Origin of the sequence: Marinobacter sp. X15-166B (genome assembly GCF_001752365.1) — a bacterium.
Lineage (GTDB): Bacteria > Pseudomonadota > Gammaproteobacteria > Pseudomonadales > Oleiphilaceae > Marinobacter.
The window spans coordinates 2,609,686-2,627,247 of record NZ_MEIY01000001.1 but is presented as its reverse complement, the minus strand read 5'-3'; the positions used below and the strand labels follow the sequence as shown (position 1 = coordinate 2,627,247).

Genomic DNA, 17,562 nt, shown 5'->3' with positions numbered 1-17,562 from the left:
CAACTCCATTGCCCGTACCGATCTCCGCCCAGCTTAACTTTTAAGGGGGATTGCTATAGAATGCAGCGCCAGTTCGCGGCCTTTTCCGCCAAAAACAACTCCCGTAAGGCATCGTTGCTACCAAAAGCGGGACATTCCAACTGATGAGGGTCCATATCGTGTTAGAAGCCTATCGTGAACACGTCGCAGAACGTGCGGCTCAGGGCATTCCACCCAAGCCCCTGAACGCCGAACAAACGGCTGCTTTGGTAGAATTACTGAAAGCACCGCCTGCAGGAGAAGAAGAAACCCTGGTAGATCTGCTTGAAAACCGTATCCCACCGGGGGTCGACGAAGCCGCTTATGTAAAAGCCGCTTTCCTGACCGCCATTTTAAAGGACGAAGCAAGCTCCCCCCTGATCGACAAGCCCAAAGCCATTCAACTGCTGGGCATGATGCAGGGTGGCTACAACATCACCACGCTGGTGGAATTGCTTGATGACGCCGAACTGGCCGAACTGGCCGGAACCGAACTGAAGCACACCCTTTTGATGTTTGACGCGTTCAACGACGTCAAGGCAAAAATGGACGCCGGCAATGCCGTCGCCAAAGCGGTCATCGAATCCTGGGCGGCGGCCGAGTGGTTCACCAAGCGCGACAAGGTTGCCGAAAGCATTAAGATGACCGTCTTCAAGGTCACCGGTGAAACCAACACTGACGACCTGTCGCCGGCCCCGGATGCCTGGTCACGGCCGGACATTCCCCTGCACGCCCTCGCCGCCTACAAGATGGAGCGCGATGGTCTGCAGCCTGACGAGCCGGGCGTGAAAGGGCCGATGGCCCAGATCGACGAAATCAAGGCCAAGGGTTTACCGGTCGCCTTCGTCGGTGATGTGGTGGGCACCGGCTCTTCCCGGAAATCGGCCACCAACTCGGTCTTGTGGTTCTTCGGCGATGACATCCCCGGGGTACCCAACAAACGCGGCGGCGGTGTCTGCATCGGCAGCAAGGTTGCACCAATCTTTTTCAACACCATGGAAGACGCGGGTGCACTGGTCTTTGAGGCACCGGTCGACAACCTGAACATGGGGGATGTCATCGACATCCGTCCGTACGAAGGCAAGATTCTGAACGAGAATGGCGACGTCATTTCCGAGTTCGAATTCAAATCCGACGTCATCCTTGACGAAGTACAGGCCGGGGGTCGTATACCGCTGATCATCGGCCGCGGCCTGACCAACCGGGCCCGCGAAACTCTGGGGCTGGGCGCCACCGACACCTTCCGCCTGCCCGCCGATCCCGAAGCCGGCACCAAGGGCTTCACCCTGGCCCAGAAAATGGTCGGTAAGGCTTGCGGTCTCGAAGAAGGTCAAGGCGTGCGCCCGGGAACCTACTGTGAACCGAAGATGACCACCGTCGGTTCGCAGGACACCACCGGCCCCATGACCCGCGACGAACTGAAAGATCTGGCGTGTCTGGGCTTTCAGGCCGATCTGGTGATGCAGTCGTTCTGTCACACCGCGGCCTACCCGAAGCCGGTCGATGTGGAAATGCAGCACACCATGCCGGATTTCATCCAGACCCGCGGCGGTGTATCGCTGCGCCCGGGTGACGGTATTATCCACTCCTGGTTGAACCGCATGCTGTTGCCGGATACCGTGGGCACCGGTGGTGACTCCCACACCCGTTTCCCCATGGGTATTTCCTTCCCGGCGGGTTCTGGTCTGGTGGCCTTCGCCGCCGCAACCGGAGTCATGCCGCTGGACATGCCGGAATCGGTGCTGGTGCGCTTCAAAGGCAAAATGCAGCCGGGCATCACCCTGCGTGACCTGGTACACGCCATCCCGCTGTATGGCATCAAGAACGGCATGCTGACGGTCGAGAAGAAGGGCAAGATCAACGAGTTCTCCGGTCGGGTACTGGAAATCGAAGGCCTGGAGCACCTCACCGTTGAGCAGGCGTTTGAGTTGTCAGACGCGTCGGCCGAGCGCTCTGCCGCGGGTTGTACCATCAACCTGTCGGAAGAGTCGGTGGCCGAGTATCTGCGCTCCAACATCACCATGCTGCGCTGGATGATCGCCGAAGGTTATGGCGACCCCCGCACTCTGGAGCGTCGTGCCCAGGGCATGGAAGAGTGGCTGGCCAACCCGCGTCTGATGCGTGCGGACAAAGACGCCGAGTACGCCCACGTCATTGAAATCGATCTGGCCGACATCAAGGAGCCGATCGTGTGCTGCCCGAACGATCCGGACGACGCCCGCTTCCTCTCGGAAGTGGCCGGCGACAAGGTCGACGAAGTGTTCATCGGGTCCTGCATGACCAACATCGGTCACTTCCGTGCGGCGGGTAAACTGCTCGAGCAGAACAAAGAGCCCCTGAAAACCCGTTTGTGGATGTCACCGCCGACCAAGATGGACCAGGCGCAGCTGATGGAGGAAGGGTACTACAACACCTACGGCACGGCGGGTGTACGCACCGAAATGCCGGGCTGCTCCCTGTGCATGGGTAACCAGGCGCGGGTGGCACCCAAGTCGACGGTGCTGTCCACCTCCACCCGTAACTTCCCCAACCGTCTGGGTGATGGTGCCAACGTGTACCTGACCTCAGCGGAACTGGCGGCGGTGGGCGCGGTTCTGGGCAAACTGCCCACGCCGGAGGAATACATGGAGTACGCCAAAGACCTGGACAGCATGTCCGCCGAGATCTACAAGTATCTCAACTTTGACGAGATGGAGAACTACACCAGCAAGGCAGCGGAAGCGACCGTCGCTTAAGCGCTGACCTGCAAGGTTCAGTTCCACCAAAACGCCAGCCTCCGGGCTGGCGCTTTTTTGTTGCGGTTCCCTGCAAGCAGCGTTGCTTACCGGGTGATGTGCTGGTACTCGCCGGCATCCTCGGTGGCCAGACTCACCACGACAATGGCGACCCAGGCTGCGATGAAACCGGGAATGATCTCATAGACACCCGGCCCCCCCATGAAGGTGCCGTTCCAGCCCAGTGAAATCCACACGATGACCGTGACGGCGCCCGCAATCATGCCGGCGATGGCTCCCGCCCCGTTGGTGCGCGACCACATCAACGACAGGATGATCAGCGGACCGAAGGCTGCCCCAAAACCGGCCCAGGCGTTACTGACCAGGCCCAGCACCTGGGAATCCGGATCGGAGGCGATCACCGCCGCCACCAGCCCCACCAGAACCACACACACCCGCCCGATATTGACGCACTCCCGATCCGACGCCTGCTTGCGCAGGAACAAACGATAGAAGTCTTCCGTCAGGGAAGACGAAGACACCAGCAACTGACTGGAGATGGTGCTCATCACCGCAGCCAGCAACGCCGCATACAGGAAGCCGGTAATCAGCGGGTGGAACAGCAGATCCGCAAGAATGATGAAAATGGTTTCCGGATCCGCCACATCGAGGCCATTGCGCACTGCGTAAGCGCGGCCGAACACCCCGAGGGCAATCGCCCCGGCCAGGGAAATACCCATCCAGCTCATACCAATATTGCGGGCAATGGGCACATCTTTCAGGGTGCGAATGGCCATGAAGCGCACGATGATGTGCGGCTGGCCAAAATAACCCAGCCCCCAGGTCACCGCAGACAGCCAGCCGATAAAGGTCAGCCCTTCGGTCCAGGACAACAGGGTGGGATCCACCTCATTCAGGGTCTGCGAGGCCTGCGCAAAACCACCGCCGCCTTCACCGAACAGGACCACGGCCGGCATGATGACCAGTGCCAGCATCATGATGCACCCCTGGACAAAGTCGGTCATGCTCACTGCCAGAAACCCGCCCACTACGGTGTAGGCCAGCACCACCCCCAGGGTGATCACGATACCCACCGCGTAGTCGCTGAGCCCGCCGAAGTTGAACAGGCCGGCAAACGCACTTTCAAACAGCTTGCCGCCCGCTACCAGGCCCGATGCGGTGTACACCGCGAAGAACACCACGATCACGATCGCGGATACGGTGCGCAACGACAACGACTGGGTCGGGAACCGGTTCGCCAGAAACGACGGGATGGTGATGGCGTTACCGTAATGCACGGTCTGCTCACGGAGCCGGGGGGCCACCAACAGCCAGTTAAAAAACGCCCCCACAAACAGCCCGATGCCGATCCAGGCCGACGCCAGGCCGGTCACATAGAGGGCCCCCGGTAGCCCCAGCAACAACCAGCCACTCATATCCGAGGCACCCGCCGAGAGCGCCGCCACCTTGGGACTGAGGGCTCGCCCGCCCAGCATATAGTCCTCCGAGGAAGACGTAGACCTGCGCATCGCATAAATGCCAATGGCAATCATGAGCGCAAAATAGGCAAACAGACTGATCCAAACACCAATGGCCATAAGGCTCCTCCGGTTCCCTGAGTCGGCCAGGGGCCGCTCGTTGTTATTGTTACCTGTTGTACTTAACTATCTGATTATGCATAACTATGCCACACAAATCCCGGCGTTGCGTCCGCCAGCCTCTCCGACCCGCTGCCCGCCAGCCACTCACCGTCCCACCTCTTCCACCCCCAGGGACAGTAGCGAGGCATTCCCGCCCACCGCGGTGGTGTTGATGGTGCGGGTGCGTTCGGTGCCGAATCGCAACAGATAATGGGGGCCGCCGGCTTTCGGCCCCGTGCCGGACAGCCCCCGGCCACCAAAGGGTTGCACCCCAACAACCGCGCCAATCTGATTGCGGTTGATGTAGGCATTGCCTACTTTGACCCGCTGTTCGATATAGGCGGCGGTCGCCTCACTGCGACTGTGGATACCGAGGGTGAGCCCGTAGCCGGCGCTGTTGATCGCGTCGATGACCTCATCCAGACGCTCGGCGGCGTAGCGCACCACATGGAGTACCGGCCCGAAATGTTCCTTTTTCAGCTGGTTGATACCGTCGATGCCAAAGGCGGTGGGCGCCACAAAAAACCCTTTCTGGCAGGAGGCGGGCAAGGGTGTCTCGGCAATTTTCCGGGCCGAAGCGGCCAGCCGTTCGAGATGGGTCTGCAACCCCTGGCGTGCCTCTTCGTCAATCACCGGACCCACATCGGTGCTGAGTAACGCGGGATCGCCCACCGACAGCTCCTGCATCGCCCCCGCCAACAAAGCTTCCACCCGGTCCGCCACGTCTTGCTGGATATACAGCACCCGCAGGGCAGAACACCGCTGCCCGGCGCTGGCGAACGACGAGGCCAGCACATCGCTGATCACCTGCTCGGGCAAGGCACTGCTGTCCACGATCATCGCGTTCTGCCCACCGGTTTCCGCAATCAGGGGCACGATTGCACCTTCGCGGGCCGCGAGGGCGCGATTGAGGATGTGCGCAACCTGGGTGGAGCCGGTGAACACCACGCCGGCAATGCGCGGGTCGGGCACCAGCTGATCACCGATGCCCGCACCGTCCCCGGGCAACAACTGGATCACCTCCGGCGGGAATCCCGCTTCCAGCATCAACTGCACCGCCCGGTGGGCCACCAGACTGGTCTGTTCGGCCGGCTTGGCCAGCACCGTGTTGCCGGCCACCAGCGCAGCCATGATCTGGCCGGTAAAGATTGCCAGCGGAAAGTTCCAGGGGCTGATGCACAGGAACACCCCGCGCCCCTCCAGATACAGCTCATTGCTTTCTCCCGTGGGACCGGGGAGCAGCTCGGCAGCCCCAAAACGGGCCCGCCCCTGGATGGCGTAATAGCGACAGAAATCGACGGCCTCGCGTATTTCATCGATGCCATCCTGCATGGTTTTGCCGGCCTCCCGACAGCAAATCGCCATCAGCTCTTCCATATTCGCTTCCAGCAAATCTGCAAAACGTTCAAGGCAGCTTGCACGCTCTTCCACCGGGCGTTCGTTCCACGTCGGGAAGCCTTCCGTCGCAGCAGCCAGGGCGTGCTCAACGTGGTGCGCGTTCGACCAGACCACCTGGCCGACCGTGCGGGTCTGATCCTGGGGGGAACGGATGTCGCTGCGCTTGCCATCCCGCTGGGTCTGTCCGCGGATAACCGGCCCCGCTTCCCAGGTGGTGTCCGCCCAGCGGCCAAGCTGGCTCTTCAGGGGATCCAGATCCGCGTCCACATGAATATTCATCCCCCGGGAGTTTTTGCGCGCGGTGCCGTAGATATTGGACGGCAGGGGAATGCGCTCGTTGGGGAGCGTGGGGTAATTCAGCAGCTCCTTGACCGGGTTGCGCACCAGATCCTCCACCGGCGTCGCCGCATCGACCAGCCGATGGACGAACGACGAGTTGGCACCGTTCTCCAGCAACCGCCGCACCAGATACGGCAGCAGATCCTTGTGGGCGCCCACCGGCGCATAGATGCGCACCGGGTAATCGTATTGCTGCAACACCGTGTTATACAACGCATCCCCCATGCCGTGCAGACGCTGGAACTCCAGTTTGCGGGGGTTGTTGTTGGCCATCGCCAGCGCCGACGCCACCGTGTGGGCGTTGTGACTGGCGAGCTGCGGATACAGGGCACCGCGGGTGTAATCACTGAGCAGAAATCGCAAACAGGCCAGATAGGAAGTGTCCGTGGCTTCCTTGCGCGTAAAGACCGGGTAGCCGTCCACACCCAGTTGCTGACAGATTTTGATCTCGGTATCCCAGTAGGCGCCTTTCACCAACCGGACAGGAATTTCATCGCCCTGTTCACGAGCCAGCTTGTTCAGCCAGCAAAGCACCGGCAAGGCGCGTTTGGAATAGGCCTGGACCACCAGACCCAGCCCGCCCCACCCCTGTACTGCGGAGGATGTATAGATTTTTTCAAACAGCCGTAACGACAGCTCGAGCCGGTCCATTTCTTCAGCGTCGATGGTGATGGCGACACCTTGCGCCCGGGCCGTCTTCATCAAGCCGATCAGGGTCTCGTACAACTCTGCCAGCACCCGCTCTTCCTGTGCCACCTCATACCGGGGGTGCAACGCGGACAGTTTGATGGAGATTGAAGGCGCCGGGGCGTCTGTGGCGGGAAACGTGTCCCCGCCCACGGCGTTGATGGCGTGCACGTAGTCCTTGAGGTAGCGGCGGGCATCGTCTGCGGTCATCGCTGCCTCGCCAAGCATATCGTAAGAATAGGTGTAACCTTTTTTACGGTAGTCGTTGCCGTTTTTAAGCGCCTCCCCGATATCCCGACCGAGCACAAACTGCTTCCCCATGATACCCATCGCCCGGTACATGGCACTGCGAATCACCGGCTCGCCACTGCGTTTGACCAGACGTTTCCAGACGCTGGACGGCGAACCGTCCAGACGCCGGTCCATCTGTACCACATGGCCGGTCAATAACAGTCCCCAGGTGGAAGCATTCACCAGGGTTGATTCACTGCGTCCCACGTGCTTTTGCCAATCCGCCACCGACATCTTGTCGTGAATCAATGCGTCTGCTGTCTGTTTATCGGGAATCCGCATCAAAGCTTCAGCCAGACACATCAGCAGGATCCCCTCCTGGGTGTCGAGGCTGTATTCCTGCAAGAGCGCGTCCACCATGTGCACCGAGTCGTCCTGTTTGCGTACCTGCCGGATCAACCGGGTGGCGGTGTCCGTCACCTCACGCAACTCTGTCGGGTCACTCTGGGCCAGGGGTATCAGTTCCTGGAGGTAGGCCGCCTCATCGACAGCGTAGTTGCCGGTAATGGCCTGCCAGAAGAACGGCCGCGACTGTTCCTGAAACGCGGGCTCCAGTACCTTGCTTGCCTTGAACATGGCGTGCCTCCTGACGCGTGATCAGAGTGAGGGGGTATGCACAGTTCCCCTAAAGATAGACCCAAAACCTGGGTTTTACCTCCATAAAACAGAGTTTTATTGGAGTTTTTAAGGTCGGGGCGCGAAGGGGATGAAGGAAAAAAAATAGACCGCGCCGGGCCGACGGAAGAATTTCCCGCCGGCGCGGATGGGTGTTTTCAGAAAGAGGAATACCGCGACAGGAGTTAGCGACGATCCAGCATGGCGTGCAGGTGTCGGCGGATATCCGCAGCCACCTGCTCCAGGGGTCGGGCGGCGTCAATGAGTTGGTAGCGGTCGGGCTGCAATGCAGCGCGCACACGATAACACTCCCGTACCCGCTGGAAAAACGTCACTGCTTCTTGTTCAAACCGATCCAATGCGCCGCGGCTTCTGGCCCGCGCCATTCCGGTCTCGACGGGGGCGTCCAGCAAGAACACCTGGTCCGGACGGACATCGTCCTGAACCAACTGCTCCAGAACCGCAATGCGCTCCCGGCTTACCCCACGCCCCCCACCCTGATACGCAAAGGTGGCATCGGTGAAGCGGTCGCACAGCACCCATTGCCCGGCATCCAGAGCAGGCAGGATGCGGGTGTGCAGATGCTGCGCGCGGGCGGCAAACATAAGCAGCAGTTCGGTCAGCTCATGCACCGGCTCATCGCGGGGTTCCAGCAACAGGGCCCGTATCGCCTCAGCCATGGGCGTGCCGCCCGGTTCCCGGGTCACCAGCACGCTGACACCGCGGGCTTGCAGGGCTGCTGCGGCCCGGGCGATCTGGGTGCTCTTGCCCACTCCCTCGGTGCCTTCGAAGGTAATAAACTGCCCGCGGGTCACTGTGTCCCTCCTTCGGTGGTCACCGGCGCCGCCGGCGATGAACGGTAATCGGCGCGGCGGTTCAGCTGGAACTCGCGCACGGCGCGCTGGTGTTCGCGCAGGGTGCGTGAAAACTTGTGGGACCCGTCACCCCGGGCGACAAAATACAGGCTGTTGCCGTCCGCCGGATGCAGCGCTGCATGGATAGCCTCGCGGCCCGACAGCGCAATCGGTGTGGGCGGCAAGCCGCTGATCGTGTAGGTGTTATAAGGCGTAGGGGTGCGCAGATCCTGGCGCGTTATGCGCCCCTTGTACGCGTCTCCCATACCGTAAATGACGGTGGGGTCGGTCTGCAAGCGCATCCCTTTTTGCAAGCGCCTTACAAATACACCGGCAATTTCCCCGCGTTCGTGGGGCACGCCGGTTTCCCGCTCGATAATCGACGCCATGATCAAGGCTTCATAGGGCGTTTTGTAGGGAGCGTCCGGGGATTTGTTGGCCCACTCCTCGGCGAGCACCTGTTCCATGCGCGCGAACGAGCGCCGCAGCAGATCCAGATCGCTGTCTTTGCTGGTAAACAGATAGGTATCGGGGAAAAACAACCCTTCCGGATGTTGCCCGTGGGCTCCCAAGGCCTCCATGATCCGGGCGTCGCTCCAGTCGACGGTGGTCTGCCGGAGCCGCTCGTTGCTGGCAAGCGCGGCGCGCACATCCTTGAAGGTCCAGCCTTCGATGAAACGGATCACCCAGTGCTTCACCTCGCCGGCTACCATGCTGGCGAGCATGTCTTTGGCGGTCATACCACTGGTCAGCTCGTATTCTCCGGCCTTGATGCGGGCCTGTTCAGGGTGCAGCCGGCCATAAAGCCTCAGCCACAGACTGCGCTCAATCAGCCCCAGCGCCTCCATCTCTCCGGCCACCCGACTCAACCCGGACCCAGGCGGGACATCAAACAGTACCGGTGCAGCCAGGGTCCGGGGCTGATCCAGTGTCTGCAACCCCTGCCAGACCCACAAGCCGGTGCCAGCACCCGCCAACACCACCAAACCGATTACCGTTAAAAAAAGAGTGCGCATCAAGCTGATGATTTCCCAATTGTTTCAAGGGGGCAGATTGTCGCAAGCCGATCAGTCAATGGCAATTCAAAACAGCCGATATTGCGCACCGGCACGGCCCCGATCACACTGTTGAGCAGATAAAGCCCCTGACACACCGGGCTCCGCAGGTGGGCAAGGCTGACCGGCCGTTCGCGAACGCGCTCCCCCGCGCGGTCCAGAGCATCGCTCACGGCCGCGAGCATTACCCCGCGCACCGCCAGTTGCGCCTGCGGAGGAGTTACCCAGACAGAGCCCAGATCGAGCAGCAGATTGGTTCTGGTTCCTTCCACCAGCCGCCCTGCCCCGTCGGTCAGAATGGATTCATACACCCCCCGGGGATGGGTCAAAGTGGCCATCACCTGATCCAGACGGTTGAGGGTCTTCAGACCGGCAAGCTGCGGGGACACATGAACCTGGCTGGGGGACAGGGCCGCGGACACCCCCTCCCGGCCGGGCACGGCCGGCTTGGGATGGGCGGACAGGATCAGCCGCGGGGCAGCAACCACCGGGACGCCATACCCCCGACCGCCGCTGCCGCGGGTCAGGATCAGCTTCAGGATCCACTCCCCTTCCCGGGCATAGCGGTCCAGGGCCCTGGCTACCGCCGCGTGCAACAGATCACCACCGACGGGGATGCCGAGGCGACGCGCTCCTTCCTGCATCCGGCGCACGTGGCGGTCGAGCAACAAGGGTTGCTGCGCACAGACACGGATGGTCTCAAACAACCCATCCCCGTAGGCCAGGCCGCGATCACTCGCCGGCACCCCGTTCTGCTCGGACCAGATCAACTGTGCCACGGCAGCCTCACTCCCCGAACCGGCGGAAGATCAGGGTGCCGTTGGTACCACCAAAGCCGAAGGAATTGGACAGTGCCACGTTGATGGCTGCCGTGCGACTGGTGTGGGCCACAAAGTCGAGGTCACAACCCGTGTCCGGGTGATCCAGATTGATGGTGGGCGGCAGCACCCCCTCCTGCAAGGCCAGCAGACAAAAGATCGCTTCCACCGCCCCCGCCGCCCCGAGCAAATGCCCGGTCATGGATTTGGTGCTGCTCATGGCCAACTGGTAGGCATGGTCACCAAACACCTGTTTCACCGCCTCCACCTCCATGACATCCCCCGCCTGGGTCGAGGTGCCATGGGCGTTGATGTAGTCAATGTCGGCGGGCTGAATAGCGGCATCACGAATCGCATTGGCCATTGATTTGGCGGCACCCACACCGGATGGCGAGGTGATGTGGTGGGCGTCGTCACTCATGCCAAAACCGATGACTTCACCATAAATTGGCGCCCCACGTTGCCGGGCATGGGTCAATTCTTCCAGCACCAGCACACCGGCACCATCGCTGAGAACGAAACCGTCCCGGTCCCGATCCCAGGGGCGACTGGCCTGCTGTGGCTCGTCATTTCGGGTCGACAGTGCCCGGGCGGCCGAAAACGCCGCAATACCGGTGCGGGTGGTGGCCATTTCGGCACCACCAGCCAGCATCACATCGGCGTCGCCGTAGGCGATGGTGCGGGCGGCGTACCCGATGTTGTGGGTGCCGGTGGTGCAGGCGGTTGCAATGGCAATATTGGGCCCCTGAAAACCGAACCTGATGGCCACGTTACCGGAAACCATGTTGATGACCGAAGCGGGCACAAAAAACGGCGAAACTTTACGGGGGCCGCCCTCGTGCAACGCCACAACGCTCTTTTCGATGAACTCCAACCCGCCAATGCCGGACCCGATGGCCACGCCAACGCGATCCTTATCCAGTTGACTTGCCTGCTCCAGGCCACTGTCCGCGACGGCTTGCTGGGCGGCGATCAGGCCGTAGTGGATGAAGGCGTCTGTTTTACGCGCATCCTTCGCCGGCAGGTACCGCTCCAGATCGAGGTTGCGCACGGCGCCACCGATGCGGGTGTTGTAGGCGGTCGCATCGAACCGGTCAATGGGGCCGATACCGCTGCGCCCCGCCTTGACTGCTGCCCAGGATGAGTCGGTATCGTTGCCCAACGGGCTGAGCATCCCCAGCCCGGTAATTACCACACGCCGTTTCGCCATAACGCACCCCATCTGGATTCTGGTTGGTTGCACCACCTGATAAACGCCAACAAAAAAGCCGTCCGGGATCAGATCGCGGGACGGCTTTTGCTTGGCAAAAATTCAGTCTGAAGTATCAGCTATTTGCGACGATGTAGTCGATCGCGTTCTGAACACTGGCCAGCTTCTCTGCTTCTTCGTCAGGAATCTCGGTTTCGAACTCTTCTTCCAGCGCCATGACCAGCTCAACGGTGTCCAGTGAGTCAGCGCCAAGGTCCTCTACAAAAGAAGATGAATTCTGAACTTCGGACTCTTTAACGCCCAACTGCTCACACACGATCTTCTTTACGCGCTCTTCAACTGTACTCATAATTTCCTCACTTTCGTATTAACCAAGCAATTTTGGGATTGCCAGTTTAGTTTAAAGTCTAGCGGCAAACAAGCCGCAGACGGTCTAAGAACTTGCCGGGAAAAGGCTTGCCTTCTTGCCCCGAAAGGGTTACCCCATGTACATTCCACCGTTCACGTTGATGGTGTCACCCGTCACGTAAGCGGCAGCATCAGAGGCCAGGAACGCCACCACCGCTGCGACTTCTTCTGGCTCCCCCAAACGACCCGCGGGGATGATCTCGGTCATCGCCTCGCGCTGCTTGTCGTCCAGTTGTTTGGTCATATCCGTATCGATGAACCCTGGCGCAACACAGTTGGCGGTAATGCCACGATTGGACATTTCTTTTGCCAGGCTGCGGGTAAAGCCCTCCACGCCGGCCTTGGCCGCACAGTAGTTGGCCTGACCGGGATTCCCCATGCCCGCCACCACGGAACTGACGTTAATAATGCGCCCCCAGCGAGCCTTCGCCATACCCCGCAGCACCGCCTTGCTGAGGCGATAGACGCTGGCCAGGTTGGTCTCGATAACGCTCGACCAGTCGTCCTCTTTCAGCCGCATCAGCAGGTTGTCGCGAGTGATTCCGGCGTTATTGACCAGAATCGTCAACACACCTGCCTGCTCTGCGATCTGCTTCAGACCTTGCTCGATGCTCTCGGGATCAGACACGTTCATTACGATGCCGAAGCCGTTAAGCCCGGCGCTGCTGAAATCGTCTGAAATGCTCTGGGCCCCCGCTTCGCTGGTTGCTGTTCCAACCACCTGAGCGCCCTGTTCCGCCAGCGCACGTGCGATGGCTTTGCCAATTCCACGGGTTGCACCGGTTACCAGCGCAACTTTACCCTCAAGTGACATGAATCACTCCCATACCTGCAATCGGAGATCAGGAAGCCTTGACATCAGCTACAGCCGCCGCGAGGGCCTCCTGGGTTTCAATCGTGTGTACCGGCAAACCGCGCTCGATGCGCTTGATCAGTCCCGCCAGCACATTGCCGGAACCGCACTCGACCGCAACCTGTACATCGTTTGCAATCAGCGTCTTGACACAGTCCGTCCACAGCACCGGCGAGTATAACTGGCGCACCAGATTCGCCTTGATGACGTCACGATCCTGCTCGGCGGTGGCCGTCACGTTCTGCACCACCGGAATGACTGCGTCATTGAAGGTGACTTCGTTCAGGGCTTCCGCCAATTCTTCGGCAGCCCCGGTCATCAACGCACAATGCGAGGGCACGCTGACCGGAAGCGGTATGGCCTTGCGGGCACCCCGCTCCTTGCACAGCTCGATGGCCCGGTCGACCGCGGCGGTATTGCCGGCAATGACCACCTGACCCGGGGCATTGAAGTTGGCGGCGGCGGCGACTTCAGTCCCGGAGGCTTCCGCACAGGCGGCAATGACCGCGGCGTCGTCCAGCCCCAGAATAGCGGCCATGCGGCCAACGCCCTTGGGCACTGCCGACTGCATCAACTCACCGCGCAAACGTACCAGTTTGACCGCATCAAAAAAGTTCAGGCTTTCGGCGGCCACCAGGGCACTGTATTCGCCCAGACTGTGACCGGCGAGAAATTGCGGCGCCTCGCCGCCGGCCACGAACCATTCGCGCCACAGGGCGACACTGGCGGTGAGCAGCGCGGGCTGGGTGACGGCCGTCTGATTCAGTTCTTCAGCCGGACCCTGCTGACATAGTTTCCAAAGATCGAAGCCGAGCAGGTCCGAGGCTTCCGCAAATGTTTGTTCGACAATAGGCCAGTTACCTGCAGCACCACTGAGCATGCCAACAGACTGCGAACCTTGTCCGGGGAATATAAAGGCTGATTTCATAGCGGGAATCTTACCGTGATTGTGTATTATTGAAGATTAGCCAATAGTACAAGGTAGGCCGAAAATCGTGCAGCGCCAAGCTTGTCAGACCATTAAATCGTCCAGACGCTCGTTAATGCGGCTGGGCACTTCCAGCTGGACCTCAAGCACAGCCTGCCGGATGGCCGCCAGCATGGCACGCTCATTGGCGTTGCCGTGACTCTTGATTACCACACCCTGCAAACCCAAAAAACTGGCACCGTTATGCCGGGAGGGATCCACCTGCCGCAACACCCGGCTGAGCACCGGCCTCGCCAGCCAGCCAACGAGGCGACCGTACACACTTTTGGAGAAAGCCTTGTCGAGCACCTCGATCAGCAATCCGGCAACCCCTTCGCCGGTTTTGAGCGCAATGTTGCCGACAAAACCATCACAAACCACCACATCGGCAACATCGGCGAACAGATCACTGCCCTCGACATACCCGATGTAATTAATGGTGTCGCTCTGCGCCAGCAGGTGGGAAGCGAGCCTCACCTGCTCATTACCCTTGATCTCTTCCTCACCCACGTTCAGCAGCGCCACCCTCGGCTCAGCAAGGTTACTGACCGCGGTCGCCATCAGCGAACCCATCAGCGCATACTGATACAGGTTTTCGGCGCTGGCATCCACATTGGCGCCCAGATCCAGAACGTGACAGTGGCCCCGCAGGGAGGGGATCAACTTGGTGATCGCCGGACGCTCAATACCCGGATACATGCGGATGGTCGAACGACCGAAGGCCATCAGGGCGCCGGTGTTTCCGGCACTGACGCACCCTTGAGCCTTACCATCCCGCACCAGCCGCAAGGTCACCGCCATGGACGAGTTTTGCTTGTGACGCAGCGCGTGGGACGGCCGCTCGCTCATGCGCACCACATCGGCCGCTTCCACCACGGAAACCCGCGGGTGCCCGGAAGACAACAAAGCCTCGAGTTCACGCCGGAATCCCACCAGAATGATACTCAAGGCTTTGTTTTCTTTAACCGCCGCAAGAGCCGCGCAGACCACGACGGCCGGACCGCGGTCCCCGCTCATAGCGTCAACGGCAATGGTGATTGAGTTCACCCCTGGCGCATCCGACATGAGCACGACCTCAGCAGCAAAAATTACTCGTCGCGTGCTTCGATGACCTGCTTGCCACGGTAGAAACCATCTGGCGACACGTGGTGACGACGATGAACTTCACCGGTAGTGGAATCGACTGACAGGGTTGCAGCAGTCAATGAGTCGTGGGCACGACGCATACCGCGCTTTGAGCGGGTTTTTCGGTTTTTCTGTACAGCCATGATTACTCTCCTGACCTGTAAAACTAACGTTCCCAAAGAACGTGCGTTTGTATAAGCGGCTTGCCGGTTTCGCTTGTGAAGGCCACACCGACGCCTGCGTGATTAATGCTTCTTCTTCAGGTTCGCAAGAACACTGAATGGGTTTTCCCGCTGCTGCTCTTCGGGCTCAGGCTCTGTTTCGCCCGGCTCAAACGCTTCCAGCTGCTCCCTTGCGGGGCACTCACTGCGGTCGTGTAGCGGAAATGGTGGCAGCACAAGCAAGAGTTCGTCCTCCACCAGCGTCCACAAATCTGCGCTAAACTCATCTGTCAAAAACGGCTCGAGTTCCCGTGGTAAATTCTGGGCCTGCTCATCCGTGGTGACCAGCCCCAGCGTGAAGCTTGACGCCAACTCCGCAGTCATCGGCGTCAGACAACGCTGACACTGCAGGGTCACACTGGTTTTCAGCTCACCCGACACCAGTCGCCGACGCATGTCATCCATGTAGAATGACAAACGCACCTGACAGCTCTCCTGTTCCGCAGCCCCCAGGATGCTTTCATAAAACCGGCGCATTTTATGCACAGGGAGTTCCCCGTCCACAATGACGCTTTGGGCCGCGAGCCGGTAGGGATCGACGGTCTTTGGTAACTCGGTGTTTGACATAAGCGCGCAATTTTAGGGGGCGGACACGCCCCTGTCAAAGATTTCGTTGCGTTTTGTCCGCAATTGTTGCTGAATCCGTATCTTTACACGGGTATTTCTCCATTCCCCCTCTGCACAGGAGCCGCTGCATGCCAACCCCCCGACTTGTCCTCGCCTCCTCCTCCAAATACCGGCGCCGACTGCTCGAAACTCTGGGGCTGCCGTTTGTGCATGCGTCTCCCGATATCGACGAAACCCCCCGACCGAACGAACCCGCGCAGACGCTGACCATGCGTCTGGCACAAGCAAAGGCCCGCGCCCTGACCGAGCGTTTCCCTGATCACTGGATCATCGGCTCGGACCAGGTGGCCACCCTGAGCGATGGCAGCTTGCTGAGCAAACCGGGCACCCACCGTCGCGCGGTCGAGCAACTCAGTCGCTGCAGCGGCCAATGCGTGACCTTCCATACCGGCCTGGCGCTGCTGGACGCGGCAACCGGCGTATGCGTGCGCCACTGCGAACCCTTCGAGGTGCACTTCCGCGAGCTGACACCACAGGCCATTGAGCGGTACCTGAGAACCGAGCAACCCTACGACTGCGCCGGCAGTTTCAAAATGGAAGGTCTGGGCATCGCCCTCTTTGCGGCCCTGCAAGGCCGCGACCCCAACAGCCTCATCGGCCTCCCGCTGATTGCCCTTACCAGCCTGCTGTCGAACTGGAAGTACGACGTGTTGGAACAGGCTTACCGCAACTCCAGCCGCGACTGAAACACGCTGCGGGCAATACCGGCCCCCACGGACACCCCCAGGCGGTCGATCAACTCCCGGAACGGGGAAACGCCGCGACTGTAGTCTATAAGATTTTCCTGACCGACAATGTTGCGCGCTACATAGGAAGTACTGCCGAGACCGTCTACCAGACCCAGCTCCAGCGCCTGCTCGCCGGTCCAGATCAACCCTGAAAACACCCGCTCGTCCTCGGCCAGGCGGTCCCCGCGCCCCTTGCGGACCTGATCAATAAACTGCTGATGCGTGGTCGCCAGCACCTGCTCCCAGAAAGCCACCTCGTCCGCCCGCTCGGGCGAGAAGGGATCCAGGAACCCCTTGTTCTCGCCGGCGGTATACAGCCGGCGCTCAATGCCGAGCTTGTCCAGCGCGCCGGTGAACCCGAAGCCGCCACCGACCACGCCGATTGAGCCCACCAGACTGGCCTTGTCGGCGTATATTTCATCCGCCGCAGCGGCGATGTAATAAGCGCCGGACGCGCCTATGTCGGCAATCACCGCGTACACTTTCTTGTCGGGGTACTCGGCCCGCAAGCGAACGATTTCATCGTACACATAACCCGCCTGAACCGGACTGCCCCCCGGACTATTGATGCGCAGAACCACGGCCTTGGCGGCAGGCTCTGCAAACGCCTCCCGCAAGGCGCCGACAATGCTATCGGCGCTGGCATACTCCTCGGCGGAAATCTCGCCACTGACCTCCACAACCGCAGTATGATCCCCCACCACGGTGCCGAAGCTGTCCAGCGTGGGCAGCACGAACAGGTACAGCAGGACAAACAGATAGGCAAACCCCATCAGCTTGAAAAAAATCCCCCAGCGCCGGCTTTTGCGCTGTTCCGCCTGCACCGACAACACCAGCTTCTCGATCAGCTTCCAGTCCCGTTCGTGCCCGGCCTCTTTCGATACACCCTTGGCTGGCGTGCCCCATCCGGCTTTGCCCTGTGGCTCCCACTCTGACATGTAACCTTCCTGTTTCCGTTTGTTCGCAGCTGCCTGTCGGGCTGCAATTAAAGCGC

The 17,562-nt window shown here is 60.6% G+C and carries 15 protein-coding genes; 2 read left to right on the top strand and 13 right to left on the bottom strand.

Features of this window, described 5'->3' with window-relative positions; all coding sequences use genetic code 11:
• The first annotated feature begins 158 nt into the window (after positions 1–158).
• Positions 159–2,753 carry a bifunctional aconitate hydratase 2/2-methylisocitrate dehydratase gene (gene acnB / locus BG841_RS12300; RefSeq protein ID WP_070058815.1) on the top strand — a complete coding sequence of 865 codons (2,595 nt, stop codon included), beginning with the start codon at positions 159–161 and terminating at the stop codon, positions 2,751–2,753.
• Between the two features lie 86 nt (positions 2,754–2,839).
• Here acnB and putP read toward each other — a convergent pair whose 3' ends face one another.
• The 12 genes from putP to BG841_RS12245 form a co-directional block, all read right to left on the bottom strand.
• Positions 2,840–4,330: a sodium/proline symporter PutP gene (gene putP, locus BG841_RS12295; protein WP_070057926.1), complete on the bottom strand. Its 1,491-nt coding sequence runs from the start codon at positions 4,328–4,330 to the stop codon at positions 2,840–2,842.
• 147 nt (positions 4,331–4,477) lie between these two features.
• A complete protein-coding gene (gene putA, locus BG841_RS12290; RefSeq protein ID WP_070057925.1) occupies positions 4,478–7,663 on the bottom strand; it encodes a bifunctional proline dehydrogenase/L-glutamate gamma-semialdehyde dehydrogenase PutA in 3,186 nt (1,061 codons plus the stop codon).
• A 224-nt stretch (positions 7,664–7,887) separates the two neighbouring features.
• Positions 7,888–8,517: a dTMP kinase gene (gene tmk, locus BG841_RS12285; protein WP_070057924.1), complete on the bottom strand. Its 630-nt coding sequence runs from the start codon at positions 8,515–8,517 to the stop codon at positions 7,888–7,890.
• Positions 8,514–9,575 carry an endolytic transglycosylase MltG gene (gene mltG / locus BG841_RS12280; protein ID WP_228141656.1) on the bottom strand — a complete coding sequence of 354 codons (1,062 nt, stop codon included), beginning with the start codon at positions 9,573–9,575 and terminating at the stop codon, positions 8,514–8,516. The genes tmk and mltG overlap by 4 nt, the downstream gene beginning before the upstream one ends.
• On the bottom strand, positions 9,572–10,390 hold the full coding sequence (locus BG841_RS12275) for an aminotransferase class IV (RefSeq protein ID WP_070057922.1): 819 nt from the start codon (positions 10,388–10,390) through the stop codon (positions 9,572–9,574). Before BG841_RS12275 ends, mltG begins: the two co-directional genes overlap by 4 nt.
• 7 nt (positions 10,391–10,397) lie before the next feature.
• Positions 10,398–11,639: a beta-ketoacyl-ACP synthase II gene (fabF, locus tag BG841_RS12270; protein ID WP_070057921.1), complete on the bottom strand. Its 1,242-nt coding sequence runs from the start codon at positions 11,637–11,639 to the stop codon at positions 10,398–10,400.
• A 115-nt stretch (positions 11,640–11,754) separates the two neighbouring features.
• Positions 11,755–11,988: an acyl carrier protein gene (acpP, locus tag BG841_RS12265; RefSeq protein WP_070057920.1), complete on the bottom strand. Its 234-nt coding sequence runs from the start codon at positions 11,986–11,988 to the stop codon at positions 11,755–11,757.
• Between the two features lie 129 nt (positions 11,989–12,117).
• A complete protein-coding gene (gene fabG / locus BG841_RS12260; protein ID WP_070057919.1) occupies positions 12,118–12,861 on the bottom strand; it encodes a 3-oxoacyl-ACP reductase FabG in 744 nt (247 codons plus the stop codon).
• 28 nt (positions 12,862–12,889) lie between these two features.
• Positions 12,890–13,828 (bottom strand): ACP S-malonyltransferase, encoded by a 939-nt coding sequence (fabD, locus tag BG841_RS12255; protein ID WP_070057918.1) that lies wholly within the window; start codon positions 13,826–13,828, stop codon positions 12,890–12,892.
• Between the two features lie 84 nt (positions 13,829–13,912).
• Positions 13,913–14,914, bottom strand: coding sequence for a phosphate acyltransferase PlsX (plsX, locus tag BG841_RS12250; protein WP_070058814.1), 1,002 nt, complete (start codon positions 14,912–14,914; stop codon positions 13,913–13,915).
• Positions 14,915–14,955: 41 nt separating this feature from the next.
• A complete protein-coding gene (rpmF, locus tag BG841_RS16550) occupies positions 14,956–15,135 on the bottom strand; it encodes a 50S ribosomal protein L32 (RefSeq protein WP_074454346.1) in 180 nt (59 codons plus the stop codon).
• A gap of 102 nt (positions 15,136–15,237) precedes the next feature.
• Positions 15,238–15,780: a YceD family protein gene (locus BG841_RS12245; RefSeq protein ID WP_070057917.1), complete on the bottom strand. Its 543-nt coding sequence runs from the start codon at positions 15,778–15,780 to the stop codon at positions 15,238–15,240.
• A 128-nt stretch (positions 15,781–15,908) separates the two neighbouring features.
• Between BG841_RS12245 and BG841_RS12240 the strand changes: the two genes are divergently transcribed.
• On the top strand, positions 15,909–16,526 hold the full coding sequence (locus BG841_RS12240; RefSeq protein WP_070057916.1) for a Maf family protein: 618 nt from the start codon (positions 15,909–15,911) through the stop codon (positions 16,524–16,526).
• On the opposite strand, the gene BG841_RS12235 is transcribed toward BG841_RS12240, so the two are convergent.
• Positions 16,502–17,506 carry a S49 family peptidase gene (locus BG841_RS12235; protein WP_070058813.1) on the bottom strand — a complete coding sequence of 335 codons (1,005 nt, stop codon included), beginning with the start codon at positions 17,504–17,506 and terminating at the stop codon, positions 16,502–16,504. The genes BG841_RS12240 and BG841_RS12235 overlap by 25 nt on opposite strands.
• Positions 17,507–17,562: the final 56 nt, after the last annotated feature.

Bases quoted from the DNA above. Each gene is read 5' to 3' on its own strand.
- putP (WP_070057926.1), bottom strand. From the start codon at position 4,330: ATGGCCATTGGTGTTTGGATCAGTCTGTTTGCCTATTTTGCGCTCATG.
- putA (WP_070057925.1), bottom strand. From the start codon at position 7,663: ATGTTCAAGGCAAGCAAGGTACTGGAGCCCGCGTTTCAGGAACAGTCG.
- fabF (WP_070057921.1), bottom strand. From the start codon at position 11,639: ATGGCGAAACGGCGTGTGGTAATTACCGGGCTGGGGATGCTCAGCCCG.
- acpP (WP_070057920.1), bottom strand. From the start codon at position 11,988: ATGAGTACAGTTGAAGAGCGCGTAAAGAAGATCGTGTGTGAGCAGTTG.
- fabG (WP_070057919.1), bottom strand. From the start codon at position 12,861: ATGTCACTTGAGGGTAAAGTTGCGCTGGTAACCGGTGCAACCCGTGGA.
- fabD (WP_070057918.1), bottom strand. From the start codon at position 13,828: ATGAAATCAGCCTTTATATTCCCCGGACAAGGTTCGCAGTCTGTTGGC.
- rpmF (WP_074454346.1), bottom strand. From the start codon at position 15,135: ATGGCTGTACAGAAAAACCGAAAAACCCGCTCAAAGCGCGGTATGCGT.
- BG841_RS12245 (WP_070057917.1), bottom strand. From the start codon at position 15,780: ATGTCAAACACCGAGTTACCAAAGACCGTCGATCCCTACCGGCTCGCG.
- BG841_RS12240 (WP_070057916.1), top strand. From the start codon at position 15,909: ATGCCAACCCCCCGACTTGTCCTCGCCTCCTCCTCCAAATACCGGCGC.
- BG841_RS12235 (WP_070058813.1), bottom strand. From the start codon at position 17,506: ATGTCAGAGTGGGAGCCACAGGGCAAAGCCGGATGGGGCACGCCAGCC.